General features: G+C 48.2%; 18 protein-coding genes. 11 read left to right on the plus strand and 7 right to left on the minus strand.

Translation table 11 applies throughout. From position 1 onward, the window contains the following. Positions 1–132 precede the first annotated feature (132 nt). A complete protein-coding gene (locus tag WKR14_RS19100; RefSeq protein ID WP_335921722.1) occupies positions 133–951 on the minus strand; it encodes an EAL domain-containing protein in 819 nt (272 codons plus the stop codon). A 310-nt stretch (positions 952–1261) separates the two neighbouring features. Between WKR14_RS19100 and WKR14_RS19105 the strand changes: the two genes are divergently transcribed. The 5 genes from WKR14_RS19105 (at position 1262) to WKR14_RS19125 (ending at position 5864) form a co-directional block, all read left to right on the plus strand. Further along, the gene (locus WKR14_RS19105; RefSeq protein ID WP_339087099.1) at positions 1262–1822 is read left to right on the plus strand and encodes a winged helix-turn-helix domain-containing protein; all 561 of its coding nucleotides are present in this window, start codon (positions 1262–1264) and stop codon (positions 1820–1822) included. A 90-nt stretch (positions 1823–1912) separates the two neighbouring features. Continuing rightward, positions 1913–2863: an IS30 family transposase gene (locus tag WKR14_RS19110; protein ID WP_001107060.1), complete on the plus strand. Its 951-nt coding sequence runs from the start codon at positions 1913–1915 to the stop codon at positions 2861–2863. Between the two features lie 291 nt (positions 2864–3154). Continuing rightward, positions 3155–3655, plus strand: a complete 501-nt coding sequence (locus tag WKR14_RS19115) for a hypothetical protein (protein WP_101056458.1) — start codon at positions 3155–3157, stop codon at positions 3653–3655. 146 nt (positions 3656–3801) lie between these two features. Then, positions 3802–5322 carry a YifB family Mg chelatase-like AAA ATPase gene (locus WKR14_RS19120; RefSeq protein ID WP_109247176.1) on the plus strand — a complete coding sequence of 507 codons (1521 nt, stop codon included), beginning with the start codon at positions 3802–3804 and terminating at the stop codon, positions 5320–5322. Positions 5323–5495: 173 nt separating this feature from the next. Beyond that, complete coding sequence (locus tag WKR14_RS19125) at positions 5496–5864, plus strand: hypothetical protein (protein ID WP_051541835.1); 369 nt, start codon at positions 5496–5498, stop codon at positions 5862–5864. A gap of 86 nt (positions 5865–5950) precedes the next feature. Here the strand turns inward: WKR14_RS19125 and caiA (WKR14_RS19130) are convergent, their stop codons facing one another. Further along, the gene (gene caiA / locus WKR14_RS19130; protein WP_165565794.1) at positions 5951–7087 is read right to left on the minus strand and encodes a crotonobetainyl-CoA dehydrogenase; all 1137 of its coding nucleotides are present in this window, start codon (positions 7085–7087) and stop codon (positions 5951–5953) included. A gap of 348 nt (positions 7088–7435) precedes the next feature. Here caiA (WKR14_RS19130) and WKR14_RS19135 point away from each other — a divergent pair, with 348 nt between their 5' ends. Continuing rightward, positions 7436–8083 carry an MBL fold metallo-hydrolase gene (locus tag WKR14_RS19135; protein WP_101056462.1) on the plus strand — a complete coding sequence of 216 codons (648 nt, stop codon included), beginning with the start codon at positions 7436–7438 and terminating at the stop codon, positions 8081–8083. A 76-nt stretch (positions 8084–8159) separates the two neighbouring features. On the opposite strand, the gene WKR14_RS19140 is transcribed toward WKR14_RS19135, so the two are convergent. The 5 genes from WKR14_RS19140 to fixA all read right to left on the minus strand — a co-directional run bounded on the left by WKR14_RS19140 (position 8160) and on the right by fixA (position 13203). Beyond that, positions 8160–9479, minus strand: a complete 1320-nt coding sequence (locus WKR14_RS19140; RefSeq protein WP_109247174.1) for an MFS transporter — start codon at positions 9477–9479, stop codon at positions 8160–8162. Positions 9480–9831: 352 nt separating this feature from the next. Beyond that, positions 9832–10119, minus strand: a complete 288-nt coding sequence (locus tag WKR14_RS19145; protein WP_025010089.1) for a 4Fe-4S dicluster domain-containing protein — start codon at positions 10117–10119, stop codon at positions 9832–9834. Further along, on the minus strand, positions 10116–11408 hold the full coding sequence (locus WKR14_RS19150) for an FAD-dependent oxidoreductase (RefSeq protein ID WP_109247173.1): 1293 nt from the start codon (positions 11406–11408) through the stop codon (positions 10116–10118). Before WKR14_RS19150 ends, WKR14_RS19145 begins: the two co-directional genes overlap by 4 nt. A gap of 60 nt (positions 11409–11468) precedes the next feature. After that, positions 11469–12419 carry an FAD-binding protein gene (locus WKR14_RS19155; RefSeq protein WP_335921724.1) on the minus strand — a complete coding sequence of 317 codons (951 nt, stop codon included), beginning with the start codon at positions 12417–12419 and terminating at the stop codon, positions 11469–11471. Between the two features lie 10 nt (positions 12420–12429). Beyond that, entirely contained in the window at positions 12430–13203 is a 774-nt protein-coding gene (fixA, locus tag WKR14_RS19160) for a putative electron transfer flavoprotein FixA (protein ID WP_109247171.1), read from the minus strand. Positions 13204–13736: 533 nt separating this feature from the next. Between fixA and WKR14_RS19165 the strand changes: the two genes are divergently transcribed. The 5 genes from WKR14_RS19165 to caiC all read left to right on the plus strand — a co-directional run bounded on the left by WKR14_RS19165 (position 13737) and on the right by caiC (position 20676). Next, complete coding sequence (locus WKR14_RS19165; protein WP_248953086.1) at positions 13737–14843, plus strand: hypothetical protein; 1107 nt, start codon at positions 13737–13739, stop codon at positions 14841–14843. Between the two features lie 128 nt (positions 14844–14971). Next, positions 14972–16492, plus strand: coding sequence for an L-carnitine/gamma-butyrobetaine antiporter (gene caiT / locus WKR14_RS19170; RefSeq protein ID WP_165565799.1), 1521 nt, complete (start codon positions 14972–14974; stop codon positions 16490–16492). Positions 16493–16554: 62 nt separating this feature from the next. Beyond that, positions 16555–17697: a crotonobetainyl-CoA dehydrogenase gene (caiA, locus tag WKR14_RS19175; RefSeq protein WP_109247168.1), complete on the plus strand. Its 1143-nt coding sequence runs from the start codon at positions 16555–16557 to the stop codon at positions 17695–17697. Between the two features lie 115 nt (positions 17698–17812). Continuing rightward, positions 17813–19039, plus strand: a complete 1227-nt coding sequence (caiB, locus tag WKR14_RS19180) for an L-carnitine CoA-transferase (RefSeq protein ID WP_224867021.1) — start codon at positions 17813–17815, stop codon at positions 19037–19039. A gap of 80 nt (positions 19040–19119) precedes the next feature. Beyond that, positions 19120–20676 (plus strand): crotonobetaine/carnitine-CoA ligase, encoded by a 1557-nt coding sequence (gene caiC / locus WKR14_RS19185; protein ID WP_335921725.1) that lies wholly within the window; start codon positions 19120–19122, stop codon positions 20674–20676. Positions 20677–20768: the final 92 nt, after the last annotated feature.

Consider the following 20768-nt stretch of genomic DNA (forward strand, 5'->3'; position numbering starts at 1 on the left):
CTTGAGTGAGTAAAGTGCCATTCCATGGAACGGCACAGAGAAGTCTCACACAATCTACCAGTAGATTTTACATTCAGATAACGAGAAATTTTTGCCGTGACAGTGACCTTTTTTATCCGATCGCCAGATAAGTCATCGTAGTAAGGCATGGTTATTTAGCCGTACAGGAAGAAGTTCTGCCGGTACTGAAAAGAGATATCCTTGTAAACCATCATAGGGCACAAATTCCATCGCTAAAAACTGATCCAAATTCTCGACCTTTTCAACAATCACTTTAAGCAAGGCTTTATCCTTCAACTGATAGACATGCTCAATAAAATCTGCTCTTATCTTCTCAGAGTATTCAAAACCATTAGGCAAAATCAGCTTAATATAGTCAACACATCCTGTCCTTATCCAACATTGCCTTAGATCTCCTTCAGGCTCAAAATCATCTAAAGCTATTTTTAACCCCAGATCATGTAGTTTTGCCACACTAATAAAAGCCGGGTGAGCACAATCAGGGTTTAAACGCTCAGTTATCTCAATAACCAACTCAATATCTTGCTTTTTTAATGTGTCATTGAGCCAAATCAACTCAGCTTCCAATGCCATTATCACCCTAGCTTCCACATTAATAAACAAACGTTTTATTTTACGTCCGGTCAAAGCCAGTACATCAAGGTTTCTATAATCAATCACAGCTAACTGGTGTAACTGTTCCAATGATAGATTCAATAGTTCTTTATATTCTAGATTCTGATAAAAAAACTCTACATTCTTGTGTTGCATTCCCGGCCTAAACAAAACCTCATATGCAATACTCTTTATACAGCCATTAACCTCTCTGGTAACTATTTCTTGTAAGTGGGCCCGCGTCAAAGGTTTATAATCCGCTTGAAAGTGAGATACTCCTGTAGGGATTCCCTCCTTACATGTATGGATATTGCTGCTTCTCTGCTGCGTTAACATACTCCCTCCTTAAACCACAGGAATCAACTACCACAAACAAGATGACACCCTGTTAAATCAATAACATTAGCCTGGTAACCTGGAGGTTCTCACCAAAATCATTGTTCTTATAGTTATAAAACCTAATAAATAAAAGAAGACAAATAACAACTCAAAATCCAACAATTTTCACGCCAAAACAACAAGTTGCAATCTTAACATTTCTTTGATTAACAATTTATAACCTGAACTGCTGGATTTTTTATCACTTATTATTAGAATGAAAACATGTAGAAGATTAGGTTGAAGCCAAAAATCAATAGGATCCAAGATGGACACCACCAAAGGAAGGGAAAACATCACTGTTCGCCTAAACAACGGCAACCCAACCATAAGCACAAACACCAGAAGATATAAGTGTTCAACCCCAGAGCTTTATATATTAAAAGAGATGTATAACAATAAAGGGCAAGCAGTAAGCAGAGACAAATTGTTATCGACAGGCTGGAACGGCAGAGTAGTCTCTCCAAACTCTATTCCTGTGGCCATCGCTAATCTAAGACGTGTATTCAGGGAAATATCAGGCAATGAATTAATATTTACAGTCAAAGGGTTTGGATATGGCTTAGACACAATGCAAGATCATATCAAAATTGAATTCATGTTAGACAATCAAGAAAAGCCACCCACTGAACAAGGTCAAAATACAGAGTCAGCGAGTCAGTCAAAACAAAGTCAACCTTCTTCAATCAAGATAATTTCAATAATAATGGCATCAATCTCATTGTTTTTTATACCATTTACTATAAAAATATCAATGACAGAAAACCTTCCTGAAGTAGACATTTACACTGATGGAAAAGCAAAAATAATAACCCCCGAATTCAGATAATAAGTGCACCACTCATGGTTAAACGGTGAGGAGAGATCAACTGCCTGTTGGTGATACTCTGTAGTCGCCAAACAAACATGAGTAGTTACCATGAATTACAAGCAGTTGATCGAGGGACAACGATACCAGATTGAGGCCTATTTACGCGAGGGTTTCAGTTATCGGGAGATAGGAAAACGTCTGAAAGTCAGCCACAGCACAATCAGCCGGGAAGTAAATCGCAATCGAATTCGGGATAACCATTACTTGCCGGAAGTCGCTCAGGCGAAGGCACTAAAACGCCGTTGTCAGTCCGCGAAGTCTAGAATATCTGGACTGACCATCACCTTTGTTGAGTTCGGTCTCAATGAGAAATGGAGTCCGGAACAAATAGCCGGTGTCGGTAAAATCATCGGATATAACGTCAGTCACGAGTGGATTTATGGCTATGTCCAGCGTGATAAATTATGCGGCGGCAAGTTGTACAAACAGCTCCGCCAGAGTCACCGAAGATACCGTAAAGGTAACCGTGCGAAGCGTGTGATTATCCCGAATCGCGTAGGCATAGAGCATCGTCCCGCTATCGTGAACAAGAAAAAGCGGTTCGGAGACTGGGAAGCTGACACGGTTCTGGGCAAGCAAGGTACGGGCGCGATTGTCAGCCTGGTTGAGCGAAAAAGTAAGCTGTACCTGATACGCAAAGTGCCAGCGAAAAGCGCAGCCGATGTAGCCCGGGCCATGGTTGGTATGCTGTGGAAATATCGAGGTTATGTTCGAACTATCACTGCGGACAACGGCAGCGAGTTCTGTGACCACGAACAGGTCGCAGAAAAGCTTAAAACGGATGTCTACTTCGCTAACCCTTATTCGTCCTGGGAACGCGGACTGAATGAAAACTTCAACGGTTTGCTGCGGCAATACATACGGAAAGGCACCGATTTGCGGACGGTAACAGATAAGCAAATTAGTGAGATTGAACGGGCATTAAATGCCAGACCGAGAAAGTGCCTCGGCTTCAGGCAACCTGTTGCGGTATTCAATGAATTACGCAAGGCAGCCTAATTTAGCGAGTGGTGCACTTCGGAGTTGAATTCGCGCCCTTACAGAAATGGAAAATATGGATGAACAAAAAGAAATAAAATCACTCATTCACAAGCTGAATTATAAGTTACTTGGAACTGTCAATTTTCACGATCTCAAGTCAGAAATAAACGATGATAAAGATACAATAATTCTCAGTTATGGCACAGGTGTTTTTTCAATTGACTGCATTAACAAGTCACACAATAAAATCAGTACTTATGTCAGCCACAATGAAATATCCATATACAATAAAATCAAGGATGGAACTGCATGTCAAAGCTAGAAAGAATAGTGCCATTTATTATTCCCCTCGCATTTCTGCTGGCTTCTATCATAGTCAACTTAATTTATGACTATCACGATGTTCAAGATATTGACGGTCTGTACCGAGTAATAAAAAATGTTGAAGGACCAGATAACCAGATTAAGCGGATCAGCTTTTCCCTTTATATTGACATGGAGTCCGAAAGCTTCTGGGGTTGGTTACAACTTGATGATAACAAAGATAAATTTGAGGGTAAGATACTCTTTTCCGGCAAAATCTCCAGGTTGGCGTTACATGATAATTCAGTGCAAGTCGAACAGGTTAAAGTCTACCCAGTCTCGACCGACTCCCTGGAGGCCTTGTTTGACAATCCTGCACTGTCACTGTTGAAGCTATTGCTGGCGACTAATTATAAGGTGGTATGGCACTACACCTTGGTCGACAGCGTTTTTTGTTTCTCCAACGAAGCAGATGACAGCCTCAGATGTATGCAGAAAGTCATCTAGTCTCACAATTTTTATTGATGCTGACCATTTCCGGGTTCTGGAAATCTCGGTCGATAACGCCGGGACCGCTATTCCCACAAGCCAATGTAAATCCAGGCAACTGCTACACTCTACAAAATAGGGAAGCGCACAACAAAGGAACTGTTATGCCCATAGCCAGAGTTGCCACCCGAGCCGCCAAAGGTGTGGAGGCGCCTCAAGTACTGGTCGAAGCTCACCTCTCCAACGGCCTGCCGGCCTTCAATCTGGTGGGGTTGCCGGAAGCTTCGGTCAAGGAAGCCAGAGAAAGGGTTCGCAGCGCCATAATCAATGCGGGTTTTGAGTTCCCTATGCGCAGGATAACCATCAATCTGGCACCGGCCGATCTGCCCAAGCAGGGTGGACGTTACGACCTTCCTATTGCCATTGGCATCCTGGCAGCATCCGGACAGCTGCCACTGAAATCCCTGGACGAGCATGAATTTGTCGGTGAGCTTGGGCTGTCCGGTGAGGTCAGGCACTGCACTGGGATCCTGCCGGTGATCATTGCCGCCCGTCAAAGAGGTATCAAACTGGTATTGCCACAGGATAACCGTAGTGAGGCGGATTTGGTGGGCTATCAACAGTGTTGCCTGGCCCAGCACCTGCAACATATTGCCGCCTATCTGCACGGGCAGCAAACCCTGCCGGGGATAGTGCCGGGAACCGAATGGCTGGAACAATCCAAGCCACACTCAAGTGACTGCCTGTCGGAAGTCATAGGCCAATATCAAGCCAAACAAGCACTGGAAATCGCGGCAGCCGGCGGGCATAACCTGCTGATGCTGGGGCCACCTGGTACAGGCAAAACCATGCTGGCCAGCCGGATAATCTCACTCCTGCCTCCCATGAGTTATGAAGAGGCGCTGGAAGTGGCGGCAATTCATTCAGTGGCCGGCATGGCCACTGAGCCGGGGGAATTTTATCGCCGCCCGTTTCGCGCTCCGCACCATACCAGCTCGGCCATCTCTTTAGTGGGTGGCGGCTCGATTCCCAAACCCGGCGAGATTTCGCTGGCTCACCTTGGGGTGCTGTTTCTCGATGAAATTGCCGAGTTTCCCCGCAAGGTACTCGACTGCCTGCGTGAACCCATGGAAACCGGCCATGTCATCATCTCCCGCGCCGCAGCCAAACTGCGCTTCGATGCCCGTTTTCAACTTATCGCCGCCATGAACCCCAGCCCCTGTGGTGATGCAGGCCCAGGAAGCCGCGCCAGCCCAGAGCAGATCCGCCGTTACCTGGCCCGGCTGTCTGGCCCTTTCATTGACAGATTCGACCTCACCATAGAGGTGCCCAAACTCCCGCCAGGCGCCTTGACCTCAGAGGCGGCGCAGGGTGAAACCAGTGAGCAGATTGCCGCCAGAGTCGCTGCGGCCAGGGAGCTGCAACTCAGCCGCGCCGGCGTACTCAATAGTCAGTTGGGCAGTAAGGCATTGAAGCAGGCAGGTTTCAAACCCGGCGATCTGGCGTTTCTCGAACAGAGTGTCAATCAGCTGGGATTATCAGTGCGCAGCTTTCATCGGCTGCAACGAGTGGCGCGCACCATAGCCGATCTGCAGCTCAGCCCCATGGTCGAGCGGCGCCATCTGGCTCAGGCCCTGGGTTATCGGGCGATGGACCGTTTGCTGGCCAGCCTGCAACAGCTTTAATGACCCATGTGAATTGATGCCTGCATGTTAGGCGAATCAACAAAGGGGCCAATGGTCATAAACCAAGCGTCCAGAAAAAGCAAAGCAAAACCGCTGAAAGCACCTTGGCTTCAGACTAGGTACAGGCCGCCTTTGTTAAAGTAGAACGCCATTTCACTGACAAGGAGCCCAAGATGAAACCATTGATGCGTTCCCTTTCCATCAGCTCCATGCTGACGTTAACCGCCTTACTCTGGGGTTGCAGCGATGTCATCAGCGAACAATACCCCACCGAAGCCGAAGCCCGGGCTGAAGGAGTATTCGAGCGAGGCTGGCTGCCACCGATATTGCCGCCCTCGGCCACGGAGATAAAGGTCAACAATGATCTGGACAACAACAGCTCCAGCGGCAGTTTCCGCCTGCCCGCCGCGGCAATGAGCGAGTTCACTTCTCAGTTAAAAGCCGAAGAAGGTCTGGCCAACAGCTGGTATTACCGCGAAGGCGACTCCCTGTGGATCTTTCGCCTGACCCAGGACGGAGTTATCCAGTACCAACTGCAGTAAGGCTTCAACTAGATAACGGTTACAGCTTGGCCAACAGGAAGGCCAACTCGGCCACATTGTGGGCGGTATCTGTCTTTACCTAAAGACTAGACATACTCCCGAAGCACTTCCCGGCCCAGCGTCAGCACCTGCATCTCTTCCGAGCCGCCGGAAACTCTGTCGACCCTCAGATCGCGCCAGAAACGGCTGATGCGATGCTCGCCGGTGATCCCCTGACCGCCAAACACCTGCATGGCATTGTCGACCACATCAAAGGCCGCCTTGGAGCAGTAAAGCTTACATTTGGCGGCATCGCCCGGGGTCATTTGGCCGTTGTCAGCCTTCCAGGCGGTGTGATAAATCATGTTCTTCATGTTGGTGAGCTGCACCGACATATAGGCAAACTTTTCCTGGATCAGCTGCGTCTTGGCGATCGGCAAGTCAAACTGTACCCGCTTGTTGGCGTAACGGGCGGCATCTTCGAAGGCGCAATAGGCGCAACCATAGTTGCTGCAGGCAATGAGGAAACGCTCCAGATCAAACTCCTTCTTCACCCTGGCAAAACCGTTGCCTTCGGTGCCGAAGAAGTCCTTTTCCTCCAGCTCTACGTTGTCGAACTCCACCACACAGCAGCTGTCCATCTTCAGTCCCAGCTTAGGCAAGTGGCTGACAGAGATCCCCGGTTTACTCATGTCGACAAAAAACTCGGAGAAAATCGGTTCGAAGCTGGCGGAATCTTTGGCCATCACCACCAGATAAGGCGTCTCGGCGGCACTGGTGATATAACATTTGGTGCCATTGAGGTAGACCTTGCCCTTCTTCCGGGTGTAAGTGGTCTGCAGACTGCGCACATCCGAGCCGGCATCCGGCTCGGTGACCGCCGAGTTCCACACCTGTTTGCCAGTACCAATATAAGCCATGATCTTATCGATCTGCTCCTGGGTGCCTTCCTGTAATATGGTAGGAAAACCCGCCATCTGATAAAGCACATAGGTTGGCGCACCGAGACGGCCCAACTCTTCCCAGATCAAGGCCAGAGTCACCAGACCTGCATCGCTGCCGCCGTATTCTTCCGGAAGCAGCAAACTATCCAGCCCCAGCTTGGCCAGCTCTCTGACAAAACGCTCAGGATATTCATTGTTGTCGTCGCAGGCGGAGAAATAGCATTCCCAGTCCTCCTGTGACATCAGGTCTCTTACTCCTGCAATAAATGCTTCTTGTTCGTTTGTCAGTCGATAGTTCATCGATACCTCAGCAAGTTTTCATCAGTAAGCAGGATACCTATCGAAACTCTGCGACAGGTACCTACGGCAGTATAACCCCAGGCATATTCGAGTCAATCCAGTTAGAAATGCTGGAACATGGTCAATATTATAGAAATTAGCCCGCCATCCCTTTGAGCTATTTCACAATAATCCAAGTGAAATAGATTATTCAACAACAAGATATAAATTTAAAGCCTGAAGCAATCCATTTAATGAATTAAAAAATAAAATCACAGAAAATAAATTATGATTTATTGAGCAATATCAACAAATAGAATCCATCCACCAGTAAACTCAATTTATATTTATATAATCGTGGAGATATAAATGACTCAAAATGTAAACTTCAAAATTATTCCCGTAACTCATTATAAACAAAATGCCTGTGTTGTTTGGCAAGATGGTTGCAACAAGGCCGCTGTAATAGATCCAGGTGGTGAAGTAGAGAAGATAACAAGTTTTATTGAAGACAATAAACTGGAGCTGGATAAGATACTCCTGACCCATGGTCATATAGATCATATCGGCGCAGCCAGATTATTGGCCGAAAGTTCATCGACCGAAATACTCGGCCCTCATAAGGATGATACTTTTCTGTTTGATATGCTGCCGGAGGAATGTCGTCTATATCAATTTCCCCACTGTGATGTCTTTTATCCAGACCGCTTTCTTGAGCAGGATGACACTATTTGGGTCGGCGAGTTACAACTTCAGGTGATTCATTGTCCGGGCCATACACCAGGCCACCTGGTATTCTTTGCCCCGGCGGCCAAGTTGGCCTGGGTTGGCGATGTGCTGTTCAGACACTCCATAGGCCGCTGCGATTTTCCCGGCGGGAATCACGCGGCGCTGCTGGATTCCATCAAGAACAAACTCTGGCCGCTGGGGGGAGATACCTGCTTTATTCCCGGTCATGGCCCCATGTCAACTTTTGCTGAAGAGCGGCGCCACAACCCTTATGTCGCCGACCATTGAAGCTGTTGCCGCCTCCTTGGAGGCGGCGATTTTCGATATTTTTAATAAGCAGCGTTTGATAGTTAGTATCTGATAATCAGTGTTTTACAAATCCGGCAACACTGGTATCCGCCAAGGTCATGCCACGGGTTTCCGGTGCCAGCAAGATGGAAACCACCAGGCCCAGCAGTGAAATACCGGCGCCAGCCATCATGGTCCAGGAAACCCCATAAGCGTTCATAAATACAGGCAAAGCATAGGTCGATAGTATGGTGCCTATTCGGCTAAAAGACATCACGGCCCCCACGGCCGAAGCACGGATATCGGTAGGGAACAATTCATTGGGGTAGAGCCACTGCAAGATCCCCGGACCACCTGAGCAGAAGGCGTACATACCAAAGGCCGCAATCACCACCCAGATACCGGGCGAGGACACCAGCCCCAGCATCGCCAGTGACAAGGTCATCATGGCAAAGCTGATGATAAGCAGTGGCCGGCGGCCCATGGAATCCAGCCAATACATGGCCGGGATACAGCCTATGATAAAGAAGGCGCTAATGATGATGTTGCCAAGTGCCGAGTCTTTGCCATCGTAGAAACCCAAGGCCCCAACTATCTGCGGCCCAAAGGTGTAGATGGCAAACATGGGAATGATCTGGCAGGTCCAGATAGTGCCGATAAAGATAATCATGGTGAAGTTGCGTTTTTCGAACAGCTTACAATACTGGGTATCGATCTTCTCTTCCGCTTCAATATGAATATTGCCGCCAAAGTACTGTTGCATAACCTGCTTATACTCAGCGATACGGCCCTTACGCAGCAGCCAACGTGGCGACTCGGGTAGATGGAAACGCCCAAGCAGGATAACAAGACAAGGTATCAAGCCGCTGCCCAACATCCAACGCCAGCCACCCTCGAGATCGTAAAGCAGATAACCAACCGCATTGGCCGCAGTAGCGCCCACGTACCACATCAGCGCGATAAAGCCCATGGTAAAGGCGCGCTTCTTGGTTGGGGAGAACTCGGCCACCATGGAGGTGGCAATGGGGTAATCGGCTCCAATCACCACCCCGATAAGGAAGCGCATCACCACTAATTCTATTGGGGATGAGACGAACATGGTGGCGACAGATAACACGGCTATTGCTATGATATCTATCAGGAACATTAACTTGCGACCAAACAAATCAGCCACATAGCCAAAGAGTGCAGTACCGACAAACAGGCCCACCAGGGTAGACGCCCCAACCAAACCAATCCAGTTGGCATCCAGCTGCATCTCGGGGATAAGTTGCTCCAGCGCCAAACCAATAATGACCAGAATATAACCGTCGAGGAAGGGACCACCACTGCCCCAAAACATGATTTTCTTATGTAATGGCGTAAACTCCATTTCATCGAACTTTTTAGCTTTCATATGCTAATCTCTTATTTTAAACCAATAAATTCATTTGATTTATTCGTTCACAAAAATGTGCCATTAATCTTCAGCCTGATTTCTCAGCCGAGAAATACTGAATAAAAAATGGAATTAAAACAAATCTGAAGCTCAAAAGTGAGAAAACGGTTACAATTAGCAAACTACATAAATAGCATGTAAAACTTAAATAGGCTGAATAATGGATAAGAGCATAGCGCTTAAAATAAACAGTTATTTCACCCTGTTGACTAAAAAGAGTGGATAACCTTGAAAGTGTATGCTCTCACTTTGCACAATCGAGCTCGTTAGAAAACTAACTTAAATTCAGATTTAAGGTTTTCGAGCGGCACTAACCATAACGATATTCAATACCGAATGTACCTCTGGGGTATTCCCATTTCTTGATAATGGTTTCACCGCAAAGCATTTTACAGGTGCCACATTCCAAGCAACCGGCAGAGTCAAATTTTAGGCTGCCGTCGTCCTGAATTTTATAGAGTCCTGCTGGGCAGGCGTTGACCAACTTACGGAATTCATTGATATCCGGGTTTTCAACAAGCTCAATATGTGGATGCCCTTCATCAACATAGAATTTGTTTACCCCCAGTTTCACATCAACATTGACTGGCTCGCTCATATCGCTGTCATCCCCTTAATACCATCTTTAATCAGATTCATATAACCCACTTCTTTGGCATGCTTCATCAGGGTCTTGCGCAGAGGCTGCGAGGCGCTGCCATCTATGGTGAACATTTCCTGCATGAGATCGGCGACCAGCTTGGGATACTGATTGAAGATCCTTGGGTTCTCCATAAAGGCGGGTAATTTCTGGTACAGCTTGAGATCTTTCATGATAAAGCTGTTGTCCAACAGTGTTTGATAGGCACTGAGTCCAGCGGCACTGAAATCATTCTTGGCCTTGGCTGCGAGCACGGCTCTGGCGGCGGCCTCACCGGATGCAATGGCTAAATCCATACCGCGAACCGTATAGCCCACGTTGATACAGAAACCTGCCGCATCACCGGCAATCAAGACACCGTCATCCACCAGCTTTGGCACCATGTTCAGTCCGGCCTCGGGAACCACGTGGCCTGAGTACTCGAGCAGCTTGCCGCCTTCAATCAAAGGCTTGATCGCCGGATGATTCTTGAAGTCTTCCAGCATCTGCGGCACTGTCTTGGAGGAAGTTTCGATATGGTGCAAACCACACACAATACCCAAAGAAACAGTGTCTTTATTGGTATAGAGGAAGCCCCCACCCAAGAGACCATTGGAGGGTGAACCGGCAAACAACCAGGCAACCCCTTCGTCACCACTGACATTAAAGCGATCCTTAATCTGCTGCTCGGACAGGGCAATCAGCTCCTTGGCACCGACCGCCATGGCACTGGCTTGCACCTTGGGCTTAACCATGCCGATCTGCTCACCCAGAAGCGGATTGACTCCTTCAGCCAGAATCACTGTCTTGGCCAGCAGCGAGTCGCCATCGGCTTCTACACCAACAACCTTACCGTCTTCCTTGAGAATTTTTTCGACCCGAATACCGGTAATAAACTGAGCTCCGGCTTCCTCGGCCTGTTCGGCCAACCACTGGTCGAAAGTGCCCCTGAGGAGAGTATAAGACTCCTCTACCGGCTCCTGACCACGGCCGTTGTGATAGTCCAGAGTTACTGCCGTATCATCAGTGAGAAACGATACTTTTTCCTTGGTGACCTTACGCTCCAGCGGTGCCCGCTTGGCAAAATCGGGCATAATCTTTTCCAGGCTGTGAGCATAGAGTCTACCGCCAGTCATATTCTTGGCCCCGGCATAGTTGCCGCGTTCAATCACCAGAACATCGGCGCCCTGACTGGCCAGGACATAGGCAGCAACGCAGCCGGCGAGTCCGCCTCCCACTATGATTGCGTCAAATGCATCTTCTGACATGCTGATCCTCTCTTGAATTCGAGACTACCGGCCCCTTGAGCCGGTAGTCGGGCCAAACAGTTAACCTTTGAAACTGTTCAGTAAGGCTGGAACTATCTTGTTGATATCACCGACAATGCCGTAGTCCGCATATTGGAAGATGGGGGCATTCTTATCTTTGTTGACAGCGATAATGGTTTGGGAATCATTGACACCGACCATGTGCTGGATCTGACCGGAAATACCGACAGCCACATAGACATCAGGTTTGATCATCACACCTGAAACCCCAATGTAGCGCTCACGCTCCATCCATTTTTCGGTTTCGGCGATCGGGCGACTACAACCCAGTTCGGCTCCCACATTGTCGGCCAGCTGTTCAAGCAACTTCAGGTTATCCTGCGAACCTATGCCATTGCCCACACCGATAACGCGCTTAGCCTTACCCAAATCCACATTGGACTTTTCTTTTGGCCGACGAGCCAGGCAACGAATACCATTGGCAGGGGCAACAAATTCCAGAGTGATAGTGTCGGCGCTGCGACCCGCTTCTTCGGCTGGCAACTCCTTGAAGGCGCCGGCAGCCAGAGTCACTACGGCAATTTGAGAGGTGATCTTCTCTTCACCTATGGCCAGGCCACCGTAGACCAGGTGCTTGGCACCCACATGACCTTCACCATCGACTGTGAGTTCGGCGGCATCATTGAAAACCCCGGCACTCAGGCGCACACCCAGCTTAGCAGCCAACGCCTTGCCACGACGGCTGGCAGGCAGCAAGACCAAAGATTGCTGCGCTTCGGCTTCAATCGCCTTGGCCATGGTCAGAGCATAATCTTCAACTATGCGGCTAGAATCCTTCTCACCCAGGTGATACACCTTGTTTGCGCCCAGTGCCGCAGCCCTGGCGACTTCATCGGCACCACCCAAGACAAATACAGAAACACTGTTACCCAGTTGCAGACCGGCGGCCATCACTTCGGGCAGACGAGCGGCCTCACTGCTGAAAACCCAAACATTTGCTAGCTTGCTCATTTCATCCCCCTCAATTCAATACGTTGCCAATATGACCGACAAACTCGGCAACCTGGCCATCGTCATCACCCTCAATGATGATCTGCTTGCGAGCCTTCTGCTCAGGCGCAGTAATAGACACCAGCTCAACCAGTTGTGGGATCTCTTCCAGCGCCAGATCGGCATAAGCCAACTTGTTGACCGGCTTTTTACCTGCGGCCAGAATGGCTTTCATTGAAGGGATTTGAGGTTCGTTGATATCGGCAGAAACCGCTAATACGGCAGGGAGCGACAACTCCAGCTCTTCAACTTCATCGTCCAGCTCACGCTCGACCCGGACCACGCCATCGGCGACTTCCAGAATCTTGCTGACACCATTGATGCAAGGCACTTGCAGCAATTCACCAAGCAGCAAACCTACCTGCTGAGCATAGAGGTCACCGGAACCGTCACCGCAGAGGATCAGGTCATAACCTTCCTGCTTGGCCGCCGCCGCCAGCACTCTGGCAGTTTCATGCGGTAATACCTGTTCCAACTTAGGGTCGCAGACCAGAGTCAGTGCATCTGGGCCTCTTGAAAGAATATCTTTACAGGCTTTGGGGGCGGCCAGTGCATCTGCGCCTATGCTCAGCGCCGTAATATTGCAATCGCTCTGGGTTGCCTTGATTTGTACCGCAGCTTCAACGGCACACAGATCGAATTGACCTATCTTTTTGTTTACATTACTTGTGTCTACAGGAAGGTTGGGAATGACTTTGATATCCTGCTCTTCCGGGACAAGCTTATAACATGCAATGATCTTCATCTTATCTCCAGTCTAAGTATCACTATAAACATTCGTCTCTACTGGTTTACACTCCTCAACATTGGTGATCTGAAACCCATAATCAATAAAGTTTCAGGCTTACATCACACAAAGTCGCACCCTCCTGGGTAACGAAAAGGAATAAAATTCCACACCCATTTAAATATCAACATGGATAATAGATTAGTTCACCTTAACCAAATTTAGAGTTGCTTAATTGATTATCAGATTAATTAAATAAACCTCTCACAATCCATCAGCTTCATTTTATTAATACAAGCTATTTTCAATTAAGACCAAACAAATTCGTTTGTTGAGCCTTTTTTTGTGAGCAATATCTTATTTCTAAGCCAGATTACAAAAATCCTGATTATATAACGAGCGCAAATGGTTCATTTTTGCCGTTTTTGGTGACTCTCGTCACATATTTTCGAGCAAAGCAACAATCCATTGACCAAAAGTGTGATGCGGGAATGTTTTTTTATTTATTGCCGAAACCATAATCGGTTCAAATTAAAAACGGAGGGTGATGAATGAATAAGTTTAAGCTAAAAAACATAAGCTTAATGTTATTAGGACTAACGCTTAGCATGCCAAGTTTGGCAGTAGAGATCAGTGGTTCAATAAGAGCTAACTACAGCATTAAAGATTTTAGTGATGCTTCAAAAGCCACAGGAGGAGACTTTGATTTCAATACCCTGGGAATAAAACTATCCCAGGATTTTGAAGACTATGGATTTGTCGCTGAATACCGCTTTGCCGATGGCTATGACTACCTAAAAAATGGTTATGCCTATTGGAATGCCAATGAAGATTTAACCTTGCAGCTCGGGGTAGTCAACAAGGCATTTGGTAATAAGAACTTTGCTTCCCACAACTGGTGGTACAGCCTCAACTACTACCTTGGTTTCGAAGATGACTATGGTGTTGGATTCAATATCAACCATAAATTCAATAACTTCGAAACAGACTTTTCCTTCATCCAGAGCTCTCTCTACAAGGGCAGCGACTATCGTAACTTTGCTGGTACCATAGGTTCAGGCACTGTCAATGGTACTACCTATAACAACAAGGAATACAATACCGCCAGTCTGCGCGAGACCTACAGATGGGAAAACGATAACTGGCAAGTGCTCTTGGGAGCCTCTGTTGAATACGGCCAACTTTATAATCCGGTGGCCGATGAATCAGGAGATAACCTGAACTATGCCGTACACCTGGATGCAAAATATCGTGGCTGGGGTGTACAACTCCAGTATTTGAAATATGACTTTGACCAATATGATGATGGTCAAATAGATACTTCAAAAATTGGAGTTGGCGCAGTGAATGGCTTTTATGAAGTGGCCGCCAAGGGCGACATCATGACCTTCAACCTGTCAAAAGTTTTTAATACCCAATGGGGTGGCCAATTCACCTTCTATAACGACTTCAGCATTTTGACTCCAGATGAGTCAAAATTTGATGACTCTGTACTTAACAGTACTGGGGTATCTCTTTCATACAAACAATTCTTTGTATATGTCGACTATTATCATGCCAAAAATGTTCTCTGGCTAGGTGACAATAGTCTGGGTCTTGAGGACAGCGATAAGGAGTGGAATGGTCGATTCAACATTCACCTGCAATATTGGTTTTAATAACTGAGCTATTTAACCAGTAGCTCAAACCCAAATCATTTTATATTAATCTGAGGTTTTTTATTAAACCTTACGGGCTCACCTTTCCTGAAAATCAATTAAAGACTTTTTGGGCATGGAGAATTTTGATGAGTGAAAATAAAAAGATCAAAAAGGCCGGTATTGAAGCGAAAATATTTTTCCCTTCATTATTGGTGGTGATCCTTCTCTCCTACTTTACCGTGAGAGACCTTGATGCAGCCAATGAAGTTATCAGCGCAGTCTTCCACTATTTAACCCATAGCTGGGGCTGGGCATTTGAATGGTACATGATAGTCATGCTGGCCGGCTGGCTCTGGTTACTATTCGGTCCTTATGCCAATAACCGTCTCGGTAATGAAGAACCGGAATTCAGTACCGGAAGCTGGATCTTCCTGATGTTTGCCTCCTGTACCTCAGCCGCCGTATTGTTCTGGGGTTCATTGGAGATCTACTACTATGTCAGTTATCCCCCATTTGAAATGGAACCTCTGACAGTCCAAGCCAAAGAGTTTGGTCTGGCCTATAGTCTGTTCCACTGGGGTCCCCTACCATGGGCCGGTTATGCCTTCTTCTCTGTCGCTCTGGGTTACTTCCTGTTCGTAAAGAAAATGGACGTGGTACGCCCCAGCGGTACGCTTTATCCCATCATGGGCAAGAAGTGTGAAGGCATCATAGGCACCATCATAGATAACATCTATGTCGTGGCGCTGATCCTGGCCATGGGTACCAGTCTGGGTCTGGCGACGCCTCTGGTTACCGAGTGTATTCAATATCTGTTCGGTATTCCGCGCACCATTGAAGTAGATGCCACCATCATCTCAGCCTGGATCATTTTCAACGCCATTTGTGTGGCCTTTGGTCTGCAAAAAGGGATCAAGATTGCCAGTGACCTGCGCAGCTACCTGAGTATCATCATCCTTGCCTGGGTACTCATCATTGGCGCCACCACTTTCACAGTAAACTACTTCACCGATTCCATCGGGGTATTGCTGATGAACATGGGCCGTATGCTGTTCTACACTGCCTCAGTCAGTGAAAGCAGCTTCCCTCAGGATTGGACAGTGTTCTACTGGGCCTGGTGGGTAGTTTACGGCATCCAAATGTGTATCTTCCTGGCCAAGATCTCTCGCGGCAGAACCGTGCGTCAGCTGTGTCTGGCCATGGTAGGCGGCTTGACAGCTTCTACCTGGTTGCTGTGGACCATTCTGGGCAGTAACACACTTAATCTGATGAATGAAAATATCGTCAATATGCCTGCCCTGATTGAACAATATGGTGCCGCCAGGGCCATTATTGAAACTTGGGCCGCTTTGCCAATGAGCACCATCACCATGTGGATGTTCTTTATTCTGTGTTTCTTGGCAACAGTGACATTAATTAACGCCTGTTCTTACACCTTGGCCATGTCAACCTGTAAAGGCGTCGATGCGGATAATGAACCACCAGTTTGGGTTCGTGTAGGTTGGTCTGTATTGGTCGGTGTTATCGGTATTGTTTTGTTGGCACTTGGCGGATTAAAACCTCTGCAAACAGCCATTATTGCCGGCGGTGCGCCTCTCATTTTCGTGAACATAATGATCATTATCTCATTCTTGAAAGATTCACGAAAAAATAATTGGAAGAGTTAATCTAATTATAGATTCACCTCACACCTTAACTTGATTAAATATATTTATATAGGGGAGTTTTCATGGATTATCGCTTAACAGATGAGCAGGAACTATTCGTTAAAGGTGTTCGTGACTTAATGGAAAGAGAAAATTGGGAACAATATTTCTCTGAGTGCGATGAAAATAGTCAATATCCAGAAAGATTTGTAAAAGAACTGGCAGATATGGGCATAGATAGCCTGTTACTGCCGGAAGAGTTCGGCGGCATGGAAGCCGGGCTGATGACCTTGGCGGTTATCTGGGAAGAGTTGGGCCGCCTCGGTGCCCCCACCTATGTCCTATTTCAGTTGGCCGGCTTTACTACGGTACTGAAACACGGTACCCAAGAACAGATCGACAAGATCATGGCCTTCCTGGGTACCGGCAAACAGATGTGGAATTCCGCCATCACCGAGCCGTCTGCCGGTTCCGATGTTGGTAGCCTGCTGACTACCTATACTCGCCGCGATGGCAAGATTTACCTCAATGGCACCAAGTGCTTTATCACCAGTGCCGCCGGTTGCCCCTTCCTGGTAGTGATGGCCAAAGACTCAGCCTCTGAGAAACCTGTGTTCTCCGAGTTCTTCGTCGACATGACCAAGCCAGGTATCAAGGTCAGCAAGCTTCCCAAACTCGGTCTGAAGATGGACAGCTGCTGTGAAGTGCAGTTCATCGATGTTGAGCTGGAAGAGAAAGACTTCTTCGGCACTGAGGGTAACGGCTTCCTGCGGGTAAAAGAAGAGTTCGATGACGAGCGTTTCCTGGTGGCCTGCACCAACTATGGTACGGCTTACTGCGCCTTTGAAGACGCTGCCAAGTATGCCAACCAGAGGGTACAGTTCGGTGAAACCATTGGCCGCACTCAGCTGATCCAGGAGAAGTTTGCCCATATGGCCATCGAGCTGAACAACATGCGCAACATGATCTACCACACTGCCTGGAAAGCCGACAACGGCATGATGACCTCTGGTGACGCGGCCATGTGTAAGTACTACTGCGCCAACGCCGCCTTCCGGGTAGTCGACCATGCCATGCAGGTCTTCGGTGGCTACGCCATCGCCGGTGAACACCGCATCAGCCGCTTCTGGCGCGATCTGCGGGTAGACAGAGTCTCAGGTGGTTCAGACGAAATGCAGATCCTGACACTGGGTCGCGCAGTGCTGAAAGAGTACCGCAACAAATAGTTGCCTTGAGGACCGGCCGGGTTTGCTTATCTCCCTGCTCCCGGTGAAACCGGCCGGTCGATATGACGCTGCACACAGCGCCATCTATGCCAAGAATTGCTAGAAGGAACAGATCATGTCACAACACTTGTCTATGCCTACATTCGGTCCGCTCTCCGGTCTCAGAGTGGTGTTTTCCGGTATCGAGATTGCCGGTCCATTTGCCGGGCAGCTATTTGCTGAATGGGGCGCCGAAGTTATCTGGATTGAAAACGTGGCTTACACAGACACTATCCGGGTACAACCCAACTATCCAGAACTATCTCGCCGCAACCTGCATGCCTTGTCGCTGAATATCTTCAAGGATGAAGGACGCGAAGCCTTCCTCAAGCTGATGGAAACCACAGACATCTTTATCGAAGCCAGTAAGGGCCCGGCCTTTGCCCGTCGCGGTATCACTGATGAAGTCTTATGGGAACGCAATAAAAAGTTAGTTATCGCTCACTTATCTGGGTTTGGTCAATACGGCACCGAAGAATACACTCACCTGGCCGCTTATAACACCATTGCCCAGGCCTTCAGCGGCTATCTGATGCAAAACGGCGATGTCGACCAACCCATGGCATCCTTCCCTTATACAGCTGATTATTTTTCAGGTATGACTGTAACCACATCTGCACTGGCAGCCCTGTATAAGGCGCAGCAAACAGGTGTTGGCGAAAGTATCGACGTGGCCATGTATGAAGTTATGTTACGCATGGGCCAGTACTTCATGATGGACTACTTCAACGGCGGTCAGATGGCACCACGCCAGTACAAGGGCCGTGACCCTTACTATGCCGGTTGTGGCCTGTACAAGTGTGAAGACGGCTACATAGTGATGGAAATGGTCGGCGTCACCCAGATTGAAGAGCTGTTCAAAGACATAGGTCTTGGCCACCTGCTGCACACAGAAGCCATACCTGAAGGCACTCAGCTTATCCACCGCATCGAATGCCCACATGGACAGGAAATTGAAGATGCGCTGGAACGCTACATAGGCCAACGCACCATTGAACAGGTACGCGAACGCTTCGCCGAACTGAAAATTGCCTGTGCCAAGGTACTCAGCGCCGAAGACCTGGAGTCCAACCCTCAGTACATCGCCCGTGAGTCGATCACCGAGTGGCAAACTATGGACGGCCGTACCTGCAAGGGCCCCAATGTGATGCCCAAATTCAAGAACAACCCAGGCCAGATCTGGCGCGGCATGCCAAGCCACGGCATGGATACCGATGCCATTCTCAAAGATATCGGCTACGACGAAGCCACTATCCAGGAGCTGGTGAATAAAGGGCTGGCCAAAATCAAAGGAGAAAAATAACTCCTGAAGTCGCGCGAAGGCTTGTGTTCAAGCCTTCGCAGTATACCCCGCTGAAAACGTTTTATTGAGCAAGGTGTCAAATGGATATAATAGCTGGACAAGATTTACGTCAGACTTGGGATGATCTGGCCCTCAACTATGGAGAGAAAACGGCGCTTATCGTCGAAAACCTTCAAGGGCTGGCCCAGGAATACAGTTATGCCGGGCTCAATAAAGAGATCAACCGCACCGCCAACCTGTTTCATTCGCTGGGCGTCGCCAAGGGCGACAAGGTGGCACTGCATATCAACAACTGTGCCGAGTTCATCTTCTGTTGGTTCGGTCTGGCCAAGATAGGCGCCATCATGGTGCCGATAAATACTCATCTGCTGCAGGAAGAAACCGCCTACATTCTGGACAAGTGCGCTATCTCGCTGGTGGTTACCAGCAGCGATTTTCAATCACTCTATAGCTGTTTGCAGCAAGATCCCGGCTCTCCACTACAGCAGATACTGCTGATTGCCGATGAATCTGCCACCGCGCCGGCCAATATTCTCAATTTTCACCACCTAAGGCTGGCACAACCCGACGAGCTGCAACACAGAGCGCCATTGAGCAGCAGCGATGTTGCCGAAATCCTGTTTACCTCGGGCACCACTTCCCGTCCCAAGGGCGTGGTAATTACCCACTACAACCTCAGATTCGCCGGTTACTACACCGCCTGGCAATGTGCCCTCAGAGATGATGATATCTACCTGACCCCCATGCCCGCCTATCATATCGACTGCCAGTGCACCGCAGCCATGGCGGCCTTTTCGGCGGGAGCCACCTTTGTGATGCTGGAAAAATTCAGCGCCCGCGCCTTCTGGGGTCAGATTTGTAAGTATCGTGCCACAGTCACAGAATGTATCCCGCTGATGATCCGCACCCTGATGATGCAGCCGCAAATGCCCTGGGAGAAACAGCATTGCCTGCGTGAAGTGTTGTTCTATCTCAACCTGTCAGATCAGGAAAAAGACGCCTTTATCGACCGCTTTAACGTGCGCCTGTTTACCTCATATGGCATGACAGAAACCATAGTCGGCGTCATAGGCGACCGCCCAGGTGACAAGCGGCGCTGGCCCTCCATCGGCCGGGTCGGCATGGGCTATCAAGTGGAGATCCGAGATCAACAGGGGCGCCCCCTACCTCCCGGCGAGACCGGGGAGATCTGTATCAAGGGCGAACCGGGTAAGACACTGTTTCGTGAATACTACAAATTGCCGGAAGAGACCGCCAAGACACTCTCGGCCGACGGTTGGCTGCACACAGGCGACTCAGGCTACGTCGATGAGGAAGGTTTCTTCTATTTTATCGATCGCAGCTGCAACATGATCAAACGCTGCGGCGAAAATATCTCCTGTGTCGAACTGGAAAACATTATTTCCGAGCACCCCAAAATTGCCGATGTCGCCATTATTGGGGTGAAAGACTCTATTCGAGATCAAGCCATCAAGGCTTTTATTGTCTTGCATAAAAACCAGGCGATTACTGAAGAGGAGTTCTTCGAATATTGTGAAGAACATATGGCTAAATTCAAGGTGCCTTCTTTCCTTGAGATCAGAAAAAACTTACCGAGAACCTGTTCGGGAAAAATAAAAAAGAAGAGTCTTTGCTGACAATCAGCCAAACAAATAAACCGAATTAAAAATTTAAGCCTTCAATATATCGAAGGCTTAAAAAGCGAACCGTAAAAACCAAAAAGTATTTG

This window comes from Shewanella chilikensis, assembly GCF_037953065.1.
GTDB classification, from domain to species: domain Bacteria; phylum Pseudomonadota; class Gammaproteobacteria; order Enterobacterales; family Shewanellaceae; genus Shewanella; species Shewanella chilikensis.